Consider the following 15,976-nt stretch of genomic DNA (forward strand, 5'->3'; position numbering starts at 1 on the left):
TTCTGGCTGCTCCGTAAGGCCGGGTGCGGGAAAGGACGGGGTCAGACGCGCTCGACGACGGTGGCGATGCCCATGCCTCCGCCCACGCAGAGCGTGGCGAGGCCGTAGCGCTTGTCCTGGTGCTCCAGTTCGTCGACGAGGGTGCCCAGGATCATCGCGCCGGTCGCGCCGAGCGGGTGGCCCAGGGCGATAGCGCCGCCGTTGACGTTGACCTTGTCCAGGGACAGGCCCATGTCCTTGACGAAGCGCAGCACGACCGCCGCGAACGCCTCGTTGATCTCGACGAGGTCGATGTCGTCGATGGTCAGCCCGGCCTTGGCGAGGGCCTTCTTGGAGGCGGGGGCGGGGCCGGTGAGCATGATGGTCGGTTCGGAGCCGGAGACGGCCACGGAGACGATCCTGGCGCGGGGCGTCAGTCCGTACCGCTCGCCGACCTCCTTGTTGCCGATGGCGACGAGGGCCGCGCCGTCGACGATGCCGGAGGAGTTGCCGGCGTGGTGGACGTGGTCGATCTTCTCGATCCAGTGGTACTTCTGGAGCGCCACGGCGTCGAAGCCGCCCATCTCGCCGATGGCCGCGAAGGACGGCTTCAGGGCGGCCAGGGTGTCGGCGGTGGTGCCGGGCCGCATGTGCTCGTCGTGGTCGAGGACGGTCAGGCCGGCGCGGTCCACGACGGGGACGACGGACCGGCCGAAGCGGCCTTCCTTCCAGGCGGTGGCGGCCCGCTCCTGCGACAGCGCGGCGTACTCGTCGACGTCCCGCCGCCCGTAGCCCTCGATGGTGGCGATGAGGTCGGCGCCGATGCCCTGGGGGACGAAGTTGGTGTCCCAGTTGGTCATGGGGTCGTTGAACCACGCGCCTCCGTCGGAGGCCATCGGCACGCGCGACATCGATTCCACGCCGCCGGCGAGGACCAGGTCCTCCCAGCCGGAGCGGACCTTCATCGCGGCCATGTTGACGGCTTCGAGGCCGGAGGCACAGAAGCGGTTCTCCTGGACACCGGCGACGGTGTCGGGGAGCCCGGCGGCGATGGCGGCGATGCGCGCGATGTCGGAGCCCTGGTCGCCGACCGGTCCGACGACGCCGAGGACGATGTCGTCGATGGCGGCGGGGTCGAGGCCGGGGAAGCGGCCGCGCAGTTCGTGGATCAGGCCGACCACCAGGTCGACCGGCTTGGTGCCGTGCAGGGCGCCGCCGGCCTTTCCGCGTCCGCGCGGGGTGCGGATCGCGTCGTACACATACGCTTCGGTGCTCACTGGTCAAGCCTTTCGGGGAGGGGTCAGCCGAGCAGGGAACGGCCGATGATTTCCTTCATGATTTCGGTCGTACCGCCGTAAATGGTTTGGATCCGGCCATCGGTGAACGCCTTGGCGACCGGGTATTCGGCCATGTAGCCGTAGCCGCCGTGCAGCTGGAGGCACCGGTCGGCGACGCGTTTTTGCAGTTCGGTGGCCCACCACTTGGCCATCGACGCGTGCACCGCGTCCAGCTCCCCCTGGGAGTGGTCGACGATGCAGCGGTCGAGGAACGCGCGGGTGACGGCGCATTCGGTGGCCATCTCGGCGATCTCGAAGCGGATGTGCTGAAGCCGGGCCAGCGGCCGCCCGAACGCCTCGCGCTCCTTGACGTACGCCGTGGTGATCTCCAGCAGGTGCTCGGCGGCGGCGATCCCGGCGACAGCGATGTTGAGCCGCTCCTGGGCGAGGTTGTTCATCAGGTGGACGAACGCGCCGTTGAGCTCGCCGAGCAGGTTCTCCTTGGGGACGCGCACGTCGTGGAAGAACAGCTCGGCCGTGTCCTGCGCCTTCTGGCCGATCTTGTCCAGGTTGCGGCCCCGCTCGAAGCCCTCGGCGCCGCGCTCGACGACAAGGAGGGACAGGCCGTGCGCCCCGCCCTCGGGGGTGGTCTTCGCGACGACGATCACCAGGTCGGCGAGGACGCCGTTGGAGATGAACGTCTTGGAGCCGTTGAGCAGCCAGTGGTCGCCCTTGTCCTCGGCGGTGGTGCGGATGCCCTGGAGGTCGGACCCGGCGCCGGGTTCGGTCATGGCGATGGCGGTGATGGTCTCGCCGGTGCAGAAGCCGGGCAGCCAGCGCCGCTTCTGCTCGTCGGTGCCGAGCGAGGTGAGGTAGGGGCCGATGATGTCGTTGTGCAGGCCGATCGCCAGCCCGGGGGCGCCGGCGCGGGTGAACTCCTCGGCGAGGACGGCGCTGTAGCGGAAGTCGGGGTTGCCCCCGCCCCCGTACTCCTCGGGGACGGCGATGCCGAGCAGGCCCTGGCGGCCGGCGGCGAGCCAGGCGTCGCGCGAGACGATGCCGTCCTTCTCCCACTGCTCGTAGTGCGGGAGGACCTCCTTGGTGAGGAAGGTCCGTACGGTCTCGCGGAAGGCGTCGTGCTCGGCGCTGAAGAGGTGGCGCTTCACCCGGTCCCCCTGGTGTCGTCGGTGAGGATGCTCGGTACGTCCCAGTCGTGGGCGACCTCGTGCGTGCCGCTGCCCGGCAAAGCGGGCGGGCGGGTCACCGCGCCCGGGGTGGCGGAGAAGCGGGGCGCGGGGGCCGGCTGGGTGATCCCGCCGTGCTCGGTGAAGGTGGAGCGGGCGGCGAGGTGCGGGTGGGCGGGCGCCTCGCGGAGGGACAGCACCGGCGCGACACAGGCGTCGGAGCCCTCGAAGACAGCCGTCCACTCGGCGCGGGTCCTCGTCCTGAAGCGCTCCGCGACGGCGGCGCGCAGCTCGCCCCACCGGCCGGGGTCGTCGCGGGCGGCCGCCGTGGCCCCGAGGCCGAGCAGCCGCGCGAACTCGTCGTAGAACCGCTGCTCCAGCGCGCCCACGGCCATGTACTGGCCGTCCGCCGTCTCGTAGGTGCCGTAGAAGGGACAGCCGCCGTCCAGGAGGTTGGCGCCGCGCCGGTCCTGCCAGCCGCCGGCGGCCAGCATGCCGTGGATCATCATGGCGAGGTGGGCGGTGCCGTCGGTGATGGCGGCGTCGACGACCTGGCCGCTCCCGCCCCCGGCGCGCGCGTGGTGCAGGGCGGCGAGGACGCCGACGACGAGGTAGAGCGCGCCGCCCGCGTAGTCGCCGACGAGGTTGGCGGGCACGGCCGGCGGCTCACCGGGCCGGCCGATCATGGAGAGGGTGCCGGTGACGGCGATGTACCCGATGTCGTGCCCGGCCCGCCGGGCCAGCGGGCCGTCCTGTCCCCAGCCGGTCATCCGCCCGTACACCAGCTTCGGGTTGCGGGCCAGGCACTCCTCCGGTCCGACGCCGAGCCGCTCGGCGACCCCTGGGCGGTACCCCTCGATGAGGACGTCGGCGCGCTCGACGAGGTCCAGCACGCGCCCGGCGCCGCCGTCCGCCTTGAGGTCGACGAGCACGGAGCGCTTGTTGCGATTGGTCAGGTCGTACGCGGGATCGATCCCGATCCCGGCGCCGCCGGGCCGGTCGACCCGCACCACGTCGGCGCCCAGGTCGCCCAGGAGCATGGCCGCGAACGGGCCCGGCCCGATGCCTGCCAGCTCGACCACGCGCACCCCGGCGAGCGGGCCGCCGCCTGTTCCTGCCATCCGACCCCCAGGCCCGTGACTGTGACACAACCGCTGTAACAGCAATGATGCTAAGAACGTGTTCCACTCCGCACAAGACCTGTGGACAACCGCCCGGCGGACACCCGGGTGAGGGGCTCCCCACCCGCACGCTAGCCTCTGCCTCCGACAACGGCGCGGACGGCGGAGGGCTGCATGGGGACACGCAACGGCACGGAACGGGCGTACGACGTCGTGCTCTTCGGAGCGACCGGGTTCGTCGGGGAGCTGACCGCCCGCTACCTGGCCGCACACGCCCCCGCCGGCTGCCGGTGGGCGCTCGCCGGGCGCAGCCGCGACAAGCTGGAGGCACTGCGGGAGCGGCTGGCCGCCGAGGATCCCCGGTGCGCCGACCTGCCGCTGCTCACCGCCGACGCCGCCGATCCGGCATCGGTGCGCGAGCTGGCCGGGTCGGCCCGGGTCGTGGCCACCACCGTCGGGCCCTATGTCTGGTACGGCGAGCCGCTGGTGGCCGCCTGCGCCGAGGCGGGGACGGACTACGTGGACCTGACCGGCGAGCCCGAGTTCGTCGACCTGATGTACGTGCGGCACGACGCGCGGGCCCGTGAGACGGGGGCGCGGATCGTGCACGCCTGCGGCTTCGACTCGGTCCCGCACGATCTGGGCGTGTACTTCACGGTGGCGCAGCTCCCCGAGGGCGTGCCGCTGGCCGTGGACGGGTTCGTCCGCTCCAACGCCTTCTTCTCGGGCGGTACGTTCGCCTCGGCGATGACCGCGATGGGGCGGGGCCGGCAGACGCTGCGGGCGGCCCACGAGCGGCGGCTGCACGAGCCGCGGCTGATGGGGCGGCGGGCGCGGGCACCGCTCGGGGCGCCGCGCTTCAGCCGGGAGACCGGGACGTGGGCGCTGCCGCTGCCGACCCTGGACGCGGGTGTCGTGGCGCGCTCGGCGGCGGCCCTGCCCCGGTACGGGCCGGACTTCCGCTACCGCCACTACGCGGCCGTCAAGGCGCTGCCCGTGGCCGTGGGCGGGGTGGCGGCCGTCAGCGCGTTGTTCGCGCTGGCCCAGGTGCCGCCCGCCCGGCGGTGGCTGATGGACCGCTACGAGGCGGGCCAGGGGCCGGACGCGGAGCGCCGGGCGCGGAGCTGGTTCACGGTGCGGTTCGTCGGCGAGGGCGGCGGGCGGCGGGTGTTCACCGAGGTGTCGGGCGGTGACCCCGGGTACGACGAGACGGCGAAGATGCTCGCCGAGTCGGCCCTGTCGCTGGCCTTCGACGAGCTGCCCGAAACGGCCGGGCAGGTCACCACGGCGGCCGCGATGGGCGACGCGCTGCTGGAGCGGCTGGACCGGGCCGGGATCCGCTTCCGGGTCGCCCACGCGGGCTGAGCCGCCCGGCCGGCCACGGGCCGGTGCCGCCCGGCGGGCGCCCCGCCGGCCGGTGGTGGGCGGCGCGGTGGCGGGCCGGTGCGCCGCGCCCCTGGCCCGCCGGCCGGTGCCGGATCAGTCCCGTACCGGTTAGAAGGGGTGCCCCGCCGGGTCGGCGTGGACGCACCGGAGCCGGCCGGTCAGGCCGTCACCTCCTTGAGGGCCTGCCTGCACAGGGAGTCCGCGAGGCGGGTGGTCTCCGGGAGGCGGTAGCGGGGCGTCAGGTGCAGGGTGTGGGCGCAGGCGTTCTCCAGGGTGACCCGGTGGCCCGCCGAGACGAACACCGGCTTGACGGCCTCCCGGGTACGCAGCGCCCGGCCGACCTCCTCGCCGTCCGCGACCAGGGGGGTGGACGCCCCGCGTGCGGGTGCGGGCTGCTCGTAGGTGAAGGTGAACGGGTTCTTGGCCACGCCGATCACCGGCAGGCCGGTGAGCACGCCGAGGTGGCTGGCGAGGCCGAAGCGCCGGGGATGGGCCCGGCCGTAGCCGTCGCACACCACCAGCCCGGGGTCCCGCCGCAGCGCGGCCAGGGCGGCCAGCACGGTCGGCACCTCCCGGAAGGCCAGGAGCCCGGGGATGTACGGGAACGACACCCGGCCCACCGCCGTGGCCTCCTCGACGACGGTCAGGGTGCGGGCGTCCAGGACGACGGCCGCCGCGGCGACGAGGTCCCGCTCGTCGTCGTAGGCCACGTCGACGCCGGTGACCACTCCGGTGCCGGAGGGCGGGCCGGGCTCGTCCAGGACGACGCGGCCGCGCAGTTCGTCCTGGACGGCCAGGGCCTCCGCCTCGTCGGACGGCCAGTCGGCGGGCTTCTCGATGATCGTCATAGTGACGGCCACCTTAACGGCGGCGCGCCCCACGGGGGCGGGCAAGGAGCCGAGGAGACCTCCGCCGCCGGGACCGCCGGCGGGGCCCGATAGCCTCGCCACCATGTTCGTACTGGAACTGACCTACACCGGCCCCCTCGAGCGGGTGGACGCGCTCCTTGCGGAGCATGTCGCCTGGCTGGACTCCCATTACGCGTCCGGGGTGTTCATCGCCTCGGGCCGCAAGAACCCGCGGGACGGCGGGATCATCCTGGCCGCCGGGGACGACCGGGCGGAGATCGAGCGGATCACCGCCACCGACCCCTTCGTCACCGCGGGCGTGTGCGCGTACCGCGTCACCGAGTTCCTGGCGACCAGGACCGCGCCCGAACTCGCCGCCTACCGCCAGCAACTGCCGTCGTAGCCACCGGGGAACGGCCGGCGTACGGCCGCTGGTCTCACCGCTCCAGCCGTGCCACCCGGCCCTTCTCGCCGGAGGCCCAGCACCCGTGGTCCGCGGCGCAGTCGACCGTGTCGTACGAGCCGGTGTCGACGGTCCGCCAGGTGCGGCCGCCGTCCGTGGTGAGGTCCGTCCCGGTGGGCCCCACGGCCAGGGCGGCCGTCCTGCTGTGCGGGAGCCAGGCCACGCCCGAGCGGTAGGCGGGCGGCGGAGTGGCGGCCTGCCGCCAGGTGCGGCCGCCGTCCCGGCTGAGGGCGCCCGCGAGGGGCGAGGGCTGCCCGGTCCGGTAGTCGCCGCCGACGGCCAGGCCGTGCGCGCGGTCGCGGAACGCCAGCGCGAAGACCCCGCGCGCCGGGTCACCGGCAGGGATGGTCGACCCGGCGGCCGTCCAGGTCAGGCCCCGGTCGGCGGAGTGCAGCACGCGCGCGGTGGCACCGCCGCCGGTGGCCAGCCACACGTCCCTCGGGCCGGCGCCGACGAGGCACTGGCCGCTCGCCGCGAACCCGGCCTCCCCGGGCAGGGCGGGGGGCATGCCGGTGTCCGGCAGCACCTTCCAGGAGCGCCCGCCGTCACCGGTGGACAGAACCCGGTACTTGCCGTCGACCGGGTCGCTCACGGCGAGGCCGTGGCGGCGGTCGAGGAAGGTGACGCAGTCGTAGAAGGCCCGGGGGTCGGTGTTGCGGAACGACTCGGTCCAGCTCTGCCCTCCGTCGTCGGTGCGCAGGATCCGGGACGCCTCGCCCTCCCCGATGGCGAGCACGACCGCGCGGCGGCCGTCGAACGCCTCGACGTCCCGGAACTCCAGGTCGCCCGCGCCGGGCGGCGAGACGTTCCGCCAGCTCCGGCCACCGTCCGAGGTGCGCAGCACGGTGCCCTTGGAGCCGGCCACCCAGGCGCTGGAACGGCTGACGGCCGCCAGGCCCCGGAAACGCACCTCCGTCCCGGTCGGCTTCAGCCGCCAGGCGGCCCCGGACGGGCCGGCTCCCGACGCGCCGGCCCCGGGGGCGCCCGCCCCGGACGCATCGGCCCGCCCCGCTGCCGCCCCCGCCGGTGCCGGGGCGGCGGCCAGGGTGGCCGCCAGCGCCACCCCGCACAGCCCCAGCGACACCACGCGTCCCGTCTTCCCCATCGACTTCCCCATCGGCGTCATGGCGCGGGAACGTAGCCCACCCGCTCCGGCCCGTCCAGGGCGCCTCGGTGACGCACGTCACACCCGGAGCCAGTGCACGCGACGCCGGAATTCGTCGTCCTTCCCGGTGCAGGAGTCGTACCGCCGCAGCCGCGTGTGAGGGAGCAGGCCTTGTCCACCGTCATCGAGCAGGCCGTACAGGCCCGGCTGGTCGCGTCCGCGCCCCGTACGGAAACCGTCGCCGCCACCCTGCGCTACGACCGGGGGAACCCCTTCGCCGTCCAGATGGCCTTCCCCGCGCGGGCGACCCTGGAAGGCGTCGACGTGGCCTGGGAGTTCTCCCGGGAGCTGCTCGCGGCGGGCGTCGAGGAGCCGGCCGGGCTCGGCGACGTGCGCGTACGCCCCTACGGCTACGACCGTACGGTCGTGGAGTTCCACGCCCCGGAGGGCGTCGCCATGGTGCATGTGCGCACCTCCGAGGTGCGCCGGTTCCTCCGGCGCGCCCAGCACCTGGTGCCGGCCGGCTGCGAGCACCGGTACCTGGACCTGGACCAGGACCTGACCGAACTGCTGCGCGACGCCCGCTGATCCGCGCTCGGCGCACCGCGCCGCCGATATTCCGTTGCCGCCCCGGACGCGCCGGGCGTAGCGTCGTTCCCGGCCCTTGTCGTCGTCGAACGGAGTAGGACGTTGCTCGTCTGAGGTCTCGAGACACCGTGTCGCACAGCCGCGTTCGGCGCTGTGCGCGCTGATGTGTGCGACCTCGGCCCGCGAGCCGTCCTGGTGTCTCACCCGTTGCCCTTCTTCTTCCCCGACGCAACAGGGAGACCCGTATGTCTACCTTCCCCACCTCCATCACCTGCACCGACCTGTCCTTCTCGTGGCCGGACGGCACCGAGGTCCTCGACCGCTTCCAGCTCGCGGTCGGCCCCGGCAGGACCGGCCTGATCGGCGTCAACGGGTCCGGCAAGTCGACCCTGCTGAAGCTGATCGCCGGTGAACTCACCCCCGCCGAGGGCACGGTGCGCACGGCGGGCGAGATCGGCTACCTGCCGCAGAACGCCACGCTGGACACCTCGCTCCGGGTAGACCAGGCGCTCGGCATCGCCGCCACCCGCGCCGCTCTGCACGCCGTCGAGGGCGGTGACGCGAGCGAGGAGCACTTCACGGCGATCGGCGACGACTGGGACGTGGAGGAGCGGGCGCGCGCCACCCTCGACCAGCTCGGCCTCGGCCACATCGGCCTGGACCGCACCATCGGCGAGGTGTCGGGCGGCGAGTGCGTACTGCTGCGGCTGGCCGCCCTGCTGCTGGCACGGCCCGGTGTCCTGCTGCTCGACGAGCCGACCAACAATCTGGACCTGCACGCCCGGCGCCGTCTGTACGCGGCCGTCGAGGCCTGGTCCGGCGTCCTGGTGGTGGTCAGCCACGACCGTGAACTGCTGGAGCTGGTGGACCGGATCGCCGACCTCCGGGACGGCGAGGTGACCTGGTACGGCGGCGCCTACTCGGACTACGAGGAGGCGGTGGCCGCCGAGCAGGAGGCGGCCGAGCGCATGGTGCGGGTCGCCGAGGCCGACGTGCAGCGGCAGAAGCGGGAGCTGGCCGACGCACAGGTGAAGCTGGCGCGGCGAAAGCGGTACGGACAGAAGATGTACGACAACAAGCGCGAGCCGAAGATCGTGATGGGTGCCCGCAAGCGGGCGGCGCAGGAGTCGGCCGGCAAGCACCGCATCATGCACGCGCAGAAGCTCGCCGAGGCGAGGGAGCGGCTCGACGAGGCGGTGGACGCGGTGCGGGACGACGACGAGATCCGTATCGAGCTGCCGCACACCCTGGTGCCGCCGGGCCGGGGCGTGCTGCTGCTGCGCGACCTGGAGCTGCGGTACGGGGCCCGGGTCGGCGGTGAGTGGGAGCTGCGCGGCCCGGAGCGGATCGCGCTCGTCGGACGCAACGGGGCGGGCAAGACGACCCTGCTGCGCACGATCGCGGGCGATCTGGAGCCGGTGTCGGGCGAGGTGGTGACGCACGTTCCGCTGCGCTTCCTGCCGCAGCGGCTCGACGTCCTGGACGACGCCCTGAGCGTGGTCGAGAACGTGGCGCGGTTCGCGCCCGAGGCGACCAACAACCGGATCCGGGCGCGGCTGGCCCGCTTCCTCTTCCGGGGCGCCCGTGCCGACCAGCCGGCCGGGACGCTCTCGGGCGGCGAGCGGTTCCGTGCGGCGCTCGCCGCGCTGCTGCTCGCCGAGCCGGCGCCGCAGCTCCTGATGCTGGACGAGCCGACGAACAACCTCGACATGGCGAGCGTGCGGAAGCTGACGGCGGCGCTGGACGCGTACGAGGGGGCGCTGATCGTGGCGAGTCACGACGTGCCGTTCCTGGAGTCGATCGGCATCACCCGCTGGCTGCTGCTGGAGGACGGCGAGCTGCGCCCGACAACGGAGGAGGAGGTGCTGGCCGGCCTCTGACGGCCGGGCAGCCGGCCGGCGCGCGCGGACCGGCGCGGCCGCGCACGACCCGCGCGGGTCGGCACCCGCCCGGACTCGGCGCGGACTCGGCGCGGAACGGCTGGGAACGGCTGGGAACGGCTGGGGCGAATACCCGACAGAAGGTGTCGGGTATTCGCCTTAGCGTCGTCGTATGGCTTCCACGGCATCGCACATCGTGATCGAGGGCGCCCGCGAGAACAACCTGCGGGGCGTCTCCCTCTCCCTCCCGAAGAACCGCATCACCGTCTTCACCGGCGTGTCCGGCTCCGGCAAGTCGTCGGTGGTCTTCGACACCATCGCCGTCGAGTCGCAGCGGCAGCTCAACGAGACGTTCACCTCGTTCCTCAGGAACCGGCTGCCGAAGTACGAGCGGCCGCAGGTCGACGCGATCGACGACCTGTCGGTGGCGGTCGTGGTGGACCAGAAGCCCATCGGCGGCAGCGTCCGCTCGACGGTCGGCACGATGACGGACATCTTCCCGGTGCTCCGGGTGCTCTTCTCCCGGTACGGCACGCCCAGCGCCGGCCCCGCGACCGCGTACTCCTTCAACGACCCGTCGGGGATGTGCCCGGAGTGCGACGGGGTGGGGCGCACGGTGCGGCTGGACCTCGACAAGGCGGTCGACTGGTCGCGGTCCCTCAACGGCGGCGCCCTGCGGCTGCCGGGCACGTCCGTCGGGAGCTGGCAGTGGAAGCTGTACGCCGGTTCGGGCCTGTTCGACCCGGACAAGCCGCTGGCCGAGTACACCGAGGCGGAGCGCCGGACGCTGCTGTACGGGGCGGGCGCGGGCGCCGGGCCGACGGTGCGGCTGACGATGAAGTCCGGTGCGGCCGACGTGCGGTTCGAGGGGCTGGTGGACCGGTTCGACCGGCTGTACCTGAAGCGGGACACCGCGGGACTCTCGGACACGTACAAGGAGACCGTGCGGGCGGTCACGACCCAGGGGCCGTGCGGGGCGTGCGGCGGGGCGCGGCTGAACGAGGCGGCGCTGGCGACCCGCATCGACGGGCTGAACATCGCCGACTACGCGCGGATCGAGGTCGCCGACCTGGTCGGCGTCCTGGCGGGGATCGACGACCCGGTGGCCACGCCGATCGCGGCGGCCGCCCGTGAGCGGCTGGAGCGGCTGGTGGGGATCGGGCTCGGGTACCTGAGCCTGGACCGGGAGACCACGACCCTGTCGGGCGGCGAGGGCCAGCGGCTGAAGGTGGTGCGGCACCTCGGAAGTTCGCTGACCGGGCTGACCTTCGTGTTCGACGAGCCGAGCGTGGGGCTGCACCCGCGCGACGTGGGGCGGCTGAACGACCTGCTGGTGCGGCTGCGGGACCGGGGCAACACGGTGCTGGTGGTGGAGCACGACCCGGACGTGATGGCCGTCGCCGACCATGTCGTCGACATGGGGCCGCGGGCCGGCGCGGAGGGCGGGGAGGTGGTGTACGCGGGACCGTTCGCGGGCCTGCGGGAGGCGGACACGCTCACCGGACGGTGTTTGCGGCGGCGTACGGCGCTCAAGGAGACCTTCCGTACGCCCACCGGGGCGCTGCCGGTGATTGGGGCGGACCTGCACAACCTGCGGGGCATAGACGTCCGCTTCCCGACGGGGGTGCTGACGGCGGTGACGGGGGTGGCCGGGTCGGGCAAGTCGACCCTGGTGTCGGAGGTGTTCACCGCGGCCCATCCGGAGGCGGTGGTCATCGACCAGAGCGCGATCACGGCGTCCTCGCGGTCGACCCCGGCGTCGTACCTGGGGATCATGGACACCGTACGGAAGGTGTTCGCAAAGGAGAACGGCGTCCCGGCGTCCCTCTTCAGTTTCAACTCGGCGGGCGCCTGCGCCGGGTGCGGGGGCCGGGGTGTGATCCACACGGACCTGGCATTCATGGACCCGGTCACCACGACGTGCGAGGCGTGCGGAGGGCGGCGCTTCCATGAGGACGTGCTGGAGCACCGGGTGCGGGGCCGGTCGATCGTGGACGTCCTGGAGATGACGGCGGCGGAGGCGATCGCGTTCTTCGACGACCGGGCGCTCAGGCGCACCCTGCGCACGCTTGTGGACGTGGGCCTGACCTACCTCACGCTCGGCCGGCCGCTCAGCTCCCTGTCGGGCGGCGAACGGCAGCGCATCAAGCTGGCGACGCGGCTGCACCGCACGGGGAGCGTGTACGTGCTGGACGAGCCCACCACCGGGCTGCACATGGCCGATGTGGACACGCTGGTCGGACTGCTGGACCGGCTGGTCGACGCGGGCAACACGGTGGTGTGCGTGGAGCACGACCTGGACGTGGTCAAGCGGGCGGACTGGGTGATCGACCTGGGCCCGGACGGTGGCAAGCAGGGCGGCGAGCTGGTCTTCGAGGGCACGCCCGCGGAGCTGCTCCGGGACCGGAAGTCGGTCACGGCCGCGTACCTGCGCCGGGATCTGGGCGTCGAATGACCGGGTGCGGACGGGGTAGGGGGCGGTCACCGGTTTCCGGGGCCGCCGTGCGGGACGGCCGCGTGACGTGCCTCTCGGTGCGGCTCCGCGACCTGGGCGCATAACGGAACGTAAGCCTCCATTCGGGGGCCCGGGGTTGGCTCAGGCTTACGGCCCCCTTAACCTACGGTCTCGTAACCTACGAAGCCGTAAGTAATCTCCCGTCCCCAGGAGCACCCGTATGACCCTCACCTCTCCCTCCCTCGGCAGTTCGGAAGCGTGGACCGACGCCCGGCTGCTGTACGCCCTGGAGGAGGTGGTCGAGAAGGAGCTCAACCGCCATCTCAAGGTCGTCAAGGACTGGATGCCCCACGAGTACGTCCCGTGGTCGGACGGCCGCAACTTCCCCGGCCTGTTCGAGGACGGCGAGGCCTGGGAGCCGCAGCAGTCCAAGGTCACCGACATCGGGAAGATCGCCCTCGTCGTCAACCTGCTGACCGAGGACAACCTGCCCAGCTACCACCACGAGATCGCCTCGCTCTTCGGGCGGGACGGCGCGTGGGGCACCTGGGTGCACCGCTGGACGGCCGAGGAGGGCCGGCACGGCATCGTCATGCGCGACTACCTGCTCGCCTCGCGCGCCGTGGACCCGGACAAGCTGGAGCAGTTCCGGATGTCCCACATGAGTGAGGGCTTCGAGTCGGACAACCGCCACTCGATGCTGCACTCGGTGGCGTACGTCGCCTTCCAGGAGCTTGCCACCCGCATCTCGCACCGCAACACCGGCCACCAGTCGGGCGACCCCGTCTGCGACCGGATGCTGGCGCGCATCGCGACCGACGAGAACCTGCACATGGTCTTCTACCGGAACCTGCTGGGCGCGGCCTTCGAGCTGGCCCCGGACCTGACCATGCAGGCGGTGCGGGACGTGGTCGTGAACTTCCGCATGCCGGGCCACGGCATGCCGGGCTTCGAGCGGGCGGCCGCGCAGATGGCGATCGGCGAGATCTACAACCTGCGCATCCACCACGACGACGTGCTCCAGCCGGTGCTGCGCTTCCTGAAGGTCCTGGAGATCGACGGACTGGGCCCCGAGGGCCTGAAGGCGCAGGAGGAGCTGGGCCTGTACATGGGCGGGCTGGACGCGGAGGCGAGCAAGTTCGACGAGAAGCTCGCGGCCCGCAAGGCACGCATGGCGGCCCGCGGCCGCTGACCCGTGCCCGGCGCGCCGCCCGGTGCGCCCCGGAGCGCTCCAGCCGCTGCCGGCGGCCGGCCCCTCCCCCGGCCCGCGGGCGGGGGGAGGGACCGGCGCCGGGCGCGCGCCGGGCCGGGGCCATCGGCGCGCGGAGGCGGAGCGGCGTGGGGCGCACAGGGCGCTCACAGGGACCGTGCGGCCGCGTCGTACGCTGTGCCGCGTGAAGCCTGTGACCCGCTTTTTCCTGATCGGCGCCCCGATAGCCATCGGCGCCTCCCTCGTCTTCGGCGGAGGCGACGGTTCCGTACGCCCCGCCGACGCCGCCGACCAGAGCCCCGCACCGCAGGCGGCCACGGCTTCGGGCGCGCCGAACCCGCTCAAGGCGGGCACACCGGACGAGCGGAAGGCTCTGGAGGCGCGCATCGCCGCGATGCCGGCCGGCCTGGCCGCGCCCGGCAAGAAGGAGCTCGCCGCCCGGCTGGTGGCGAGCGCGGACAACTCGACCCTCGACTGGCGGGGCCAGTACGACGACATCGAGGACATCCACGACGGAAACGGCTACACCGCCGGTGTCATCGGGTTCTGCTCCGGCACCAACGACATGCTCCAGCTCGTCGAGTACTTCACCAAGGAGCACCCGGACAATCCGCTGGCCCGGTACCTCCCGGCGCTGCGCGCCGTCGACGGCACCGACTCGCACGAGGGCCTCGACCCCGGCTTCACCGCCGCGTGGAAGGAGGCCGCCGAGGACCCGGCGTTCCGCCGGGCGCAGGACGTGATGAGGGACCGGATCTACTTCGACCCGGCCGTCCGGCTGGCGAAGATGGACGGCCTGTCCACGCTGGGCCAGTTCATCTACTTCGACGCGATGGTGCTGCACGGCCCCGGCGTGGGCCCGCAGGCGTTCTACGGCATCCGCGCCGCGGCCATGAAGAAGGCCCCGACGGCGGCGGAGGGCGGCGACGAGAAGGCGTACCTCAACGCGTTCCTGGACGAGAGCCGCGCCGTGATGAAGCTCCAGAAGACCGAGCGCGAGCGCGACACGTCCCGCATCGACACCGCCCAGCGGGTGTTCCTGCGGGACGGGAACATGGACCTCCGGGTGCCGCTGACCTGGCAGACCTACGGCGAGACGTACCGCATCACCACGCAGCCCGCCGGTAGTCCTTGAGGAACACCCCGGCGACCGGCGCGCCCGCCTCGCCCTGGACGATCGGGTCGTAGACGCGGGCCGCGCCGTCCACCACGTCCAGCGGCGTGCGGATGCCGGCGGCGGCGATCCGCGCCTTGCGGGGGGCCGGGTTCTCGTCGGTGATCCAGCCGGTGTCGACGCTGCACATGTGCACGCCCCGCGCGGCCAGGTGCTCGCCGCTGGTGCGGGTGAGCATGTTGAGCGCGGCCTTGGCCATGTTGGTGTGCGGGTGACCGGCCGTCTTGTTGCGCACGGCGAACCGTCCCTCCACCGCGCTGACGTTGACGATGTAGCGGCGCGGGTGCGGGGAGGCCAGCAGCAGCGGCAGCAGGCGGTCGCACAGCAGCGCGGGCGCGAGCGCGTTGACGAGCTGGGTCTCCAGCACCTCGGCGGGGTCGAGCTCGCCGAGCCGCGCGGACCAGGAGTTGCGCGGAGCCGGGTCGGGGAGCAGACCCGCCTCGTCCGTCTCGCGGCCGAGTACGAGGGCGAGGGCGCCGTCACCGGTGGCCGGCAGGTCCGGGGCGTACCCCGGGGCCACGACGACCCCGCCCGGCAGCTCGCCGCGCTCCCCCGCGTGCAGCGCGGCGTACGACTCGGGCGGGCGGCGTATCGTCTGGGCGGCGTTGTTGACGAGGATGTCGAGGGGCCGGCCCTCGGCGAGGAGCCGCTCGCACAGTCCGAGGACCTGGCGCGGGTCGCGCAGGTCGATGGCCACGACGGTGAGCCGCTCCAGCCAGTCGCCGCTGCCCTCGGCGGCGCGGAAGCGGCGCAGGGTGTCCTGGGGGAAGCGGCTGGTGACGAGGAGTTCGGCGCCGTCGCGGAGCATCATCAGCGCGAGCTGGAACCCTATCTTCACGCGGCCGCCGGTGAGCAGCGCCCGGCGCCCCGTCAGGTCGGTCGACAGGGTGCGGCGTGCGGTGTTGTCGGCGGCGCAGGCGGGGCAGAGCCGGTGGTAGAAGGCATCGGCCTGTCGATAGAGCGCTTTGCAGACGTAGCAGTGCCGCGGCTTGAGGAACTCCCCCACGCTGCCGCGCCGGTCCGGCGGGGGCGTCGGCAGGGGCGCGTCCTCACGCCGGTCGAGGGCACCGGTCGCGGTGGCGGCGCTGAGCAGGGCGTCGGCCCGCGACCGCGCCCGCTGCCTGGCCTTGCGGCGCTTGTTGCGGCTCTCGCGGGCGAAGGAGGCGGCCAGTTCCTCGGCCCGCATCCGCCGGGGGTCGTCGAGCGGCAGGGCCCGGAGGCGCTCCACCGTGCGGCCGTACGCGGCCAGCTCGTCGTCCGTCACTGCGCTGTGCTGCTGCTCCATGCGCATGTGATCTTACGGGCG

13 protein-coding genes are annotated in these 15,976 nt (G+C 73.2%); 7 read left to right on the forward strand and 6 right to left on the reverse strand.

The annotated features are described in order from the left end of the window. Positions 1-41: 41 nt before the first annotated feature. Genes ACZ7LK_RS17525 through ACZ7LK_RS17535 form a run of 3 tightly spaced genes read right to left on the reverse strand, consistent with a single transcriptional unit; the run spans position 42 to position 3,561 of the window. Positions 42-1,256, reverse strand: coding sequence for an acetyl-CoA C-acetyltransferase (locus ACZ7LK_RS17525; RefSeq protein ID WP_469464209.1), 1,215 nt, complete (start codon positions 1,254-1,256; stop codon positions 42-44). 23 nt (positions 1,257-1,279) lie between these two features. Beyond that, positions 1,280-2,422, reverse strand: a complete 1,143-nt coding sequence (locus ACZ7LK_RS17530) for an acyl-CoA dehydrogenase family protein (protein ID WP_392273919.1) — start codon at positions 2,420-2,422, stop codon at positions 1,280-1,282. Then, positions 2,419-3,561 (reverse strand): CaiB/BaiF CoA transferase family protein, encoded by a 1,143-nt coding sequence (locus ACZ7LK_RS17535; protein ID WP_392273920.1) that lies wholly within the window; start codon positions 3,559-3,561, stop codon positions 2,419-2,421. The genes ACZ7LK_RS17530 and ACZ7LK_RS17535 overlap by 4 nt, the downstream gene beginning before the upstream one ends. 174 nt (positions 3,562-3,735) lie before the next feature. Here ACZ7LK_RS17535 and ACZ7LK_RS17540 point away from each other — a divergent pair, with 174 nt between their 5' ends. Continuing rightward, positions 3,736-4,926, forward strand: coding sequence for a saccharopine dehydrogenase family protein (locus ACZ7LK_RS17540; protein WP_392273921.1), 1,191 nt, complete (start codon positions 3,736-3,738; stop codon positions 4,924-4,926). A gap of 179 nt (positions 4,927-5,105) precedes the next feature. Here ACZ7LK_RS17540 and ACZ7LK_RS17545 read toward each other — a convergent pair whose 3' ends face one another. Further along, a complete protein-coding gene (locus tag ACZ7LK_RS17545; RefSeq protein WP_471141658.1) occupies positions 5,106-5,795 on the reverse strand; it encodes an endonuclease V in 690 nt (229 codons plus the stop codon). Between the two features lie 103 nt (positions 5,796-5,898). Here ACZ7LK_RS17545 and ACZ7LK_RS17550 point away from each other — a divergent pair, with 103 nt between their 5' ends. Further along, on the forward strand, positions 5,899-6,198 hold the full coding sequence (locus tag ACZ7LK_RS17550) for a YciI family protein (protein ID WP_471141661.1): 300 nt from the start codon (positions 5,899-5,901) through the stop codon (positions 6,196-6,198). A gap of 34 nt (positions 6,199-6,232) precedes the next feature. Here ACZ7LK_RS17550 and ACZ7LK_RS17555 read toward each other — a convergent pair whose 3' ends face one another. Continuing rightward, a complete protein-coding gene (locus ACZ7LK_RS17555) occupies positions 6,233-7,375 on the reverse strand; it encodes a WD40/YVTN/BNR-like repeat-containing protein (protein ID WP_469464232.1) in 1,143 nt (380 codons plus the stop codon). 159 nt (positions 7,376-7,534) lie between these two features. Here ACZ7LK_RS17555 and ssgD point away from each other — a divergent pair, with 159 nt between their 5' ends. From ssgD to ACZ7LK_RS17580, 5 genes are all read left to right on the forward strand, one after another. After that, entirely contained in the window at positions 7,535-7,951 is a 417-nt protein-coding gene (ssgD, locus tag ACZ7LK_RS17560) for a spore wall synthesis regulator SsgD (RefSeq protein ID WP_392273924.1), read from the forward strand. 245 nt (positions 7,952-8,196) lie between these two features. Continuing rightward, the gene (locus tag ACZ7LK_RS17565) at positions 8,197-9,831 is read left to right on the forward strand and encodes an ABC-F family ATP-binding cassette domain-containing protein (protein ID WP_471141665.1); all 1,635 of its coding nucleotides are present in this window, start codon (positions 8,197-8,199) and stop codon (positions 9,829-9,831) included. 172 nt (positions 9,832-10,003) lie between these two features. Next, on the forward strand, positions 10,004-12,286 hold the full coding sequence (locus tag ACZ7LK_RS17570) for an ATP-binding cassette domain-containing protein (protein WP_471141668.1): 2,283 nt from the start codon (positions 10,004-10,006) through the stop codon (positions 12,284-12,286). Between the two features lie 220 nt (positions 12,287-12,506). Then, positions 12,507-13,478 carry an acyl-ACP desaturase gene (locus ACZ7LK_RS17575; protein WP_392273927.1) on the forward strand — a complete coding sequence of 324 codons (972 nt, stop codon included), beginning with the start codon at positions 12,507-12,509 and terminating at the stop codon, positions 13,476-13,478. Positions 13,479-13,689: 211 nt separating this feature from the next. Then, positions 13,690-14,631: a chitosanase gene (locus ACZ7LK_RS17580; protein WP_392274362.1), complete on the forward strand. Its 942-nt coding sequence runs from the start codon at positions 13,690-13,692 to the stop codon at positions 14,629-14,631. On the opposite strand, the gene ACZ7LK_RS17585 is transcribed toward ACZ7LK_RS17580, so the two are convergent. Then, entirely contained in the window at positions 14,603-15,955 is a 1,353-nt protein-coding gene (locus tag ACZ7LK_RS17585) for an SDR family NAD(P)-dependent oxidoreductase (protein ID WP_471141672.1), read from the reverse strand. The two genes, ACZ7LK_RS17580 and ACZ7LK_RS17585, sit on opposite strands and share 29 nt — an antisense overlap. Positions 15,956-15,976: the final 21 nt, after the last annotated feature.

This window comes from Streptomyces sp. NPDC039423, assembly GCF_055598725.1.

Excerpts from the sequence above, each read along its gene's own strand:
- ACZ7LK_RS17575 (WP_392273927.1), top strand. The coding sequence starts at position 12,507 with ATGACCCTCACCTCTCCCTCCCTCGGCAGTTCGGAAGCGTGGACCGAC.
- ACZ7LK_RS17540 (WP_392273921.1), top strand. The coding sequence starts at position 3,736 with ATGGGGACACGCAACGGCACGGAACGGGCGTACGACGTCGTGCTCTTC.
- ACZ7LK_RS17555 (WP_469464232.1), bottom strand. The coding sequence starts at position 7,375 with ATGGGGAAGTCGATGGGGAAGACGGGACGCGTGGTGTCGCTGGGGCTG.
- ACZ7LK_RS17570 (WP_471141668.1), top strand. The coding sequence starts at position 10,004 with ATGGCTTCCACGGCATCGCACATCGTGATCGAGGGCGCCCGCGAGAAC.
- ACZ7LK_RS17550 (WP_471141661.1), top strand. The coding sequence starts at position 5,899 with ATGTTCGTACTGGAACTGACCTACACCGGCCCCCTCGAGCGGGTGGAC.
- ACZ7LK_RS17535 (WP_392273920.1), bottom strand. The coding sequence starts at position 3,561 with ATGGCAGGAACAGGCGGCGGCCCGCTCGCCGGGGTGCGCGTGGTCGAG.
- ACZ7LK_RS17545 (WP_471141658.1), bottom strand. The coding sequence starts at position 5,795 with ATGACGATCATCGAGAAGCCCGCCGACTGGCCGTCCGACGAGGCGGAG.
- ACZ7LK_RS17565 (WP_471141665.1), top strand. The coding sequence starts at position 8,197 with ATGTCTACCTTCCCCACCTCCATCACCTGCACCGACCTGTCCTTCTCG.
- ACZ7LK_RS17585 (WP_471141672.1), bottom strand. The coding sequence starts at position 15,955 with ATGGAGCAGCAGCACAGCGCAGTGACGGACGACGAGCTGGCCGCGTAC.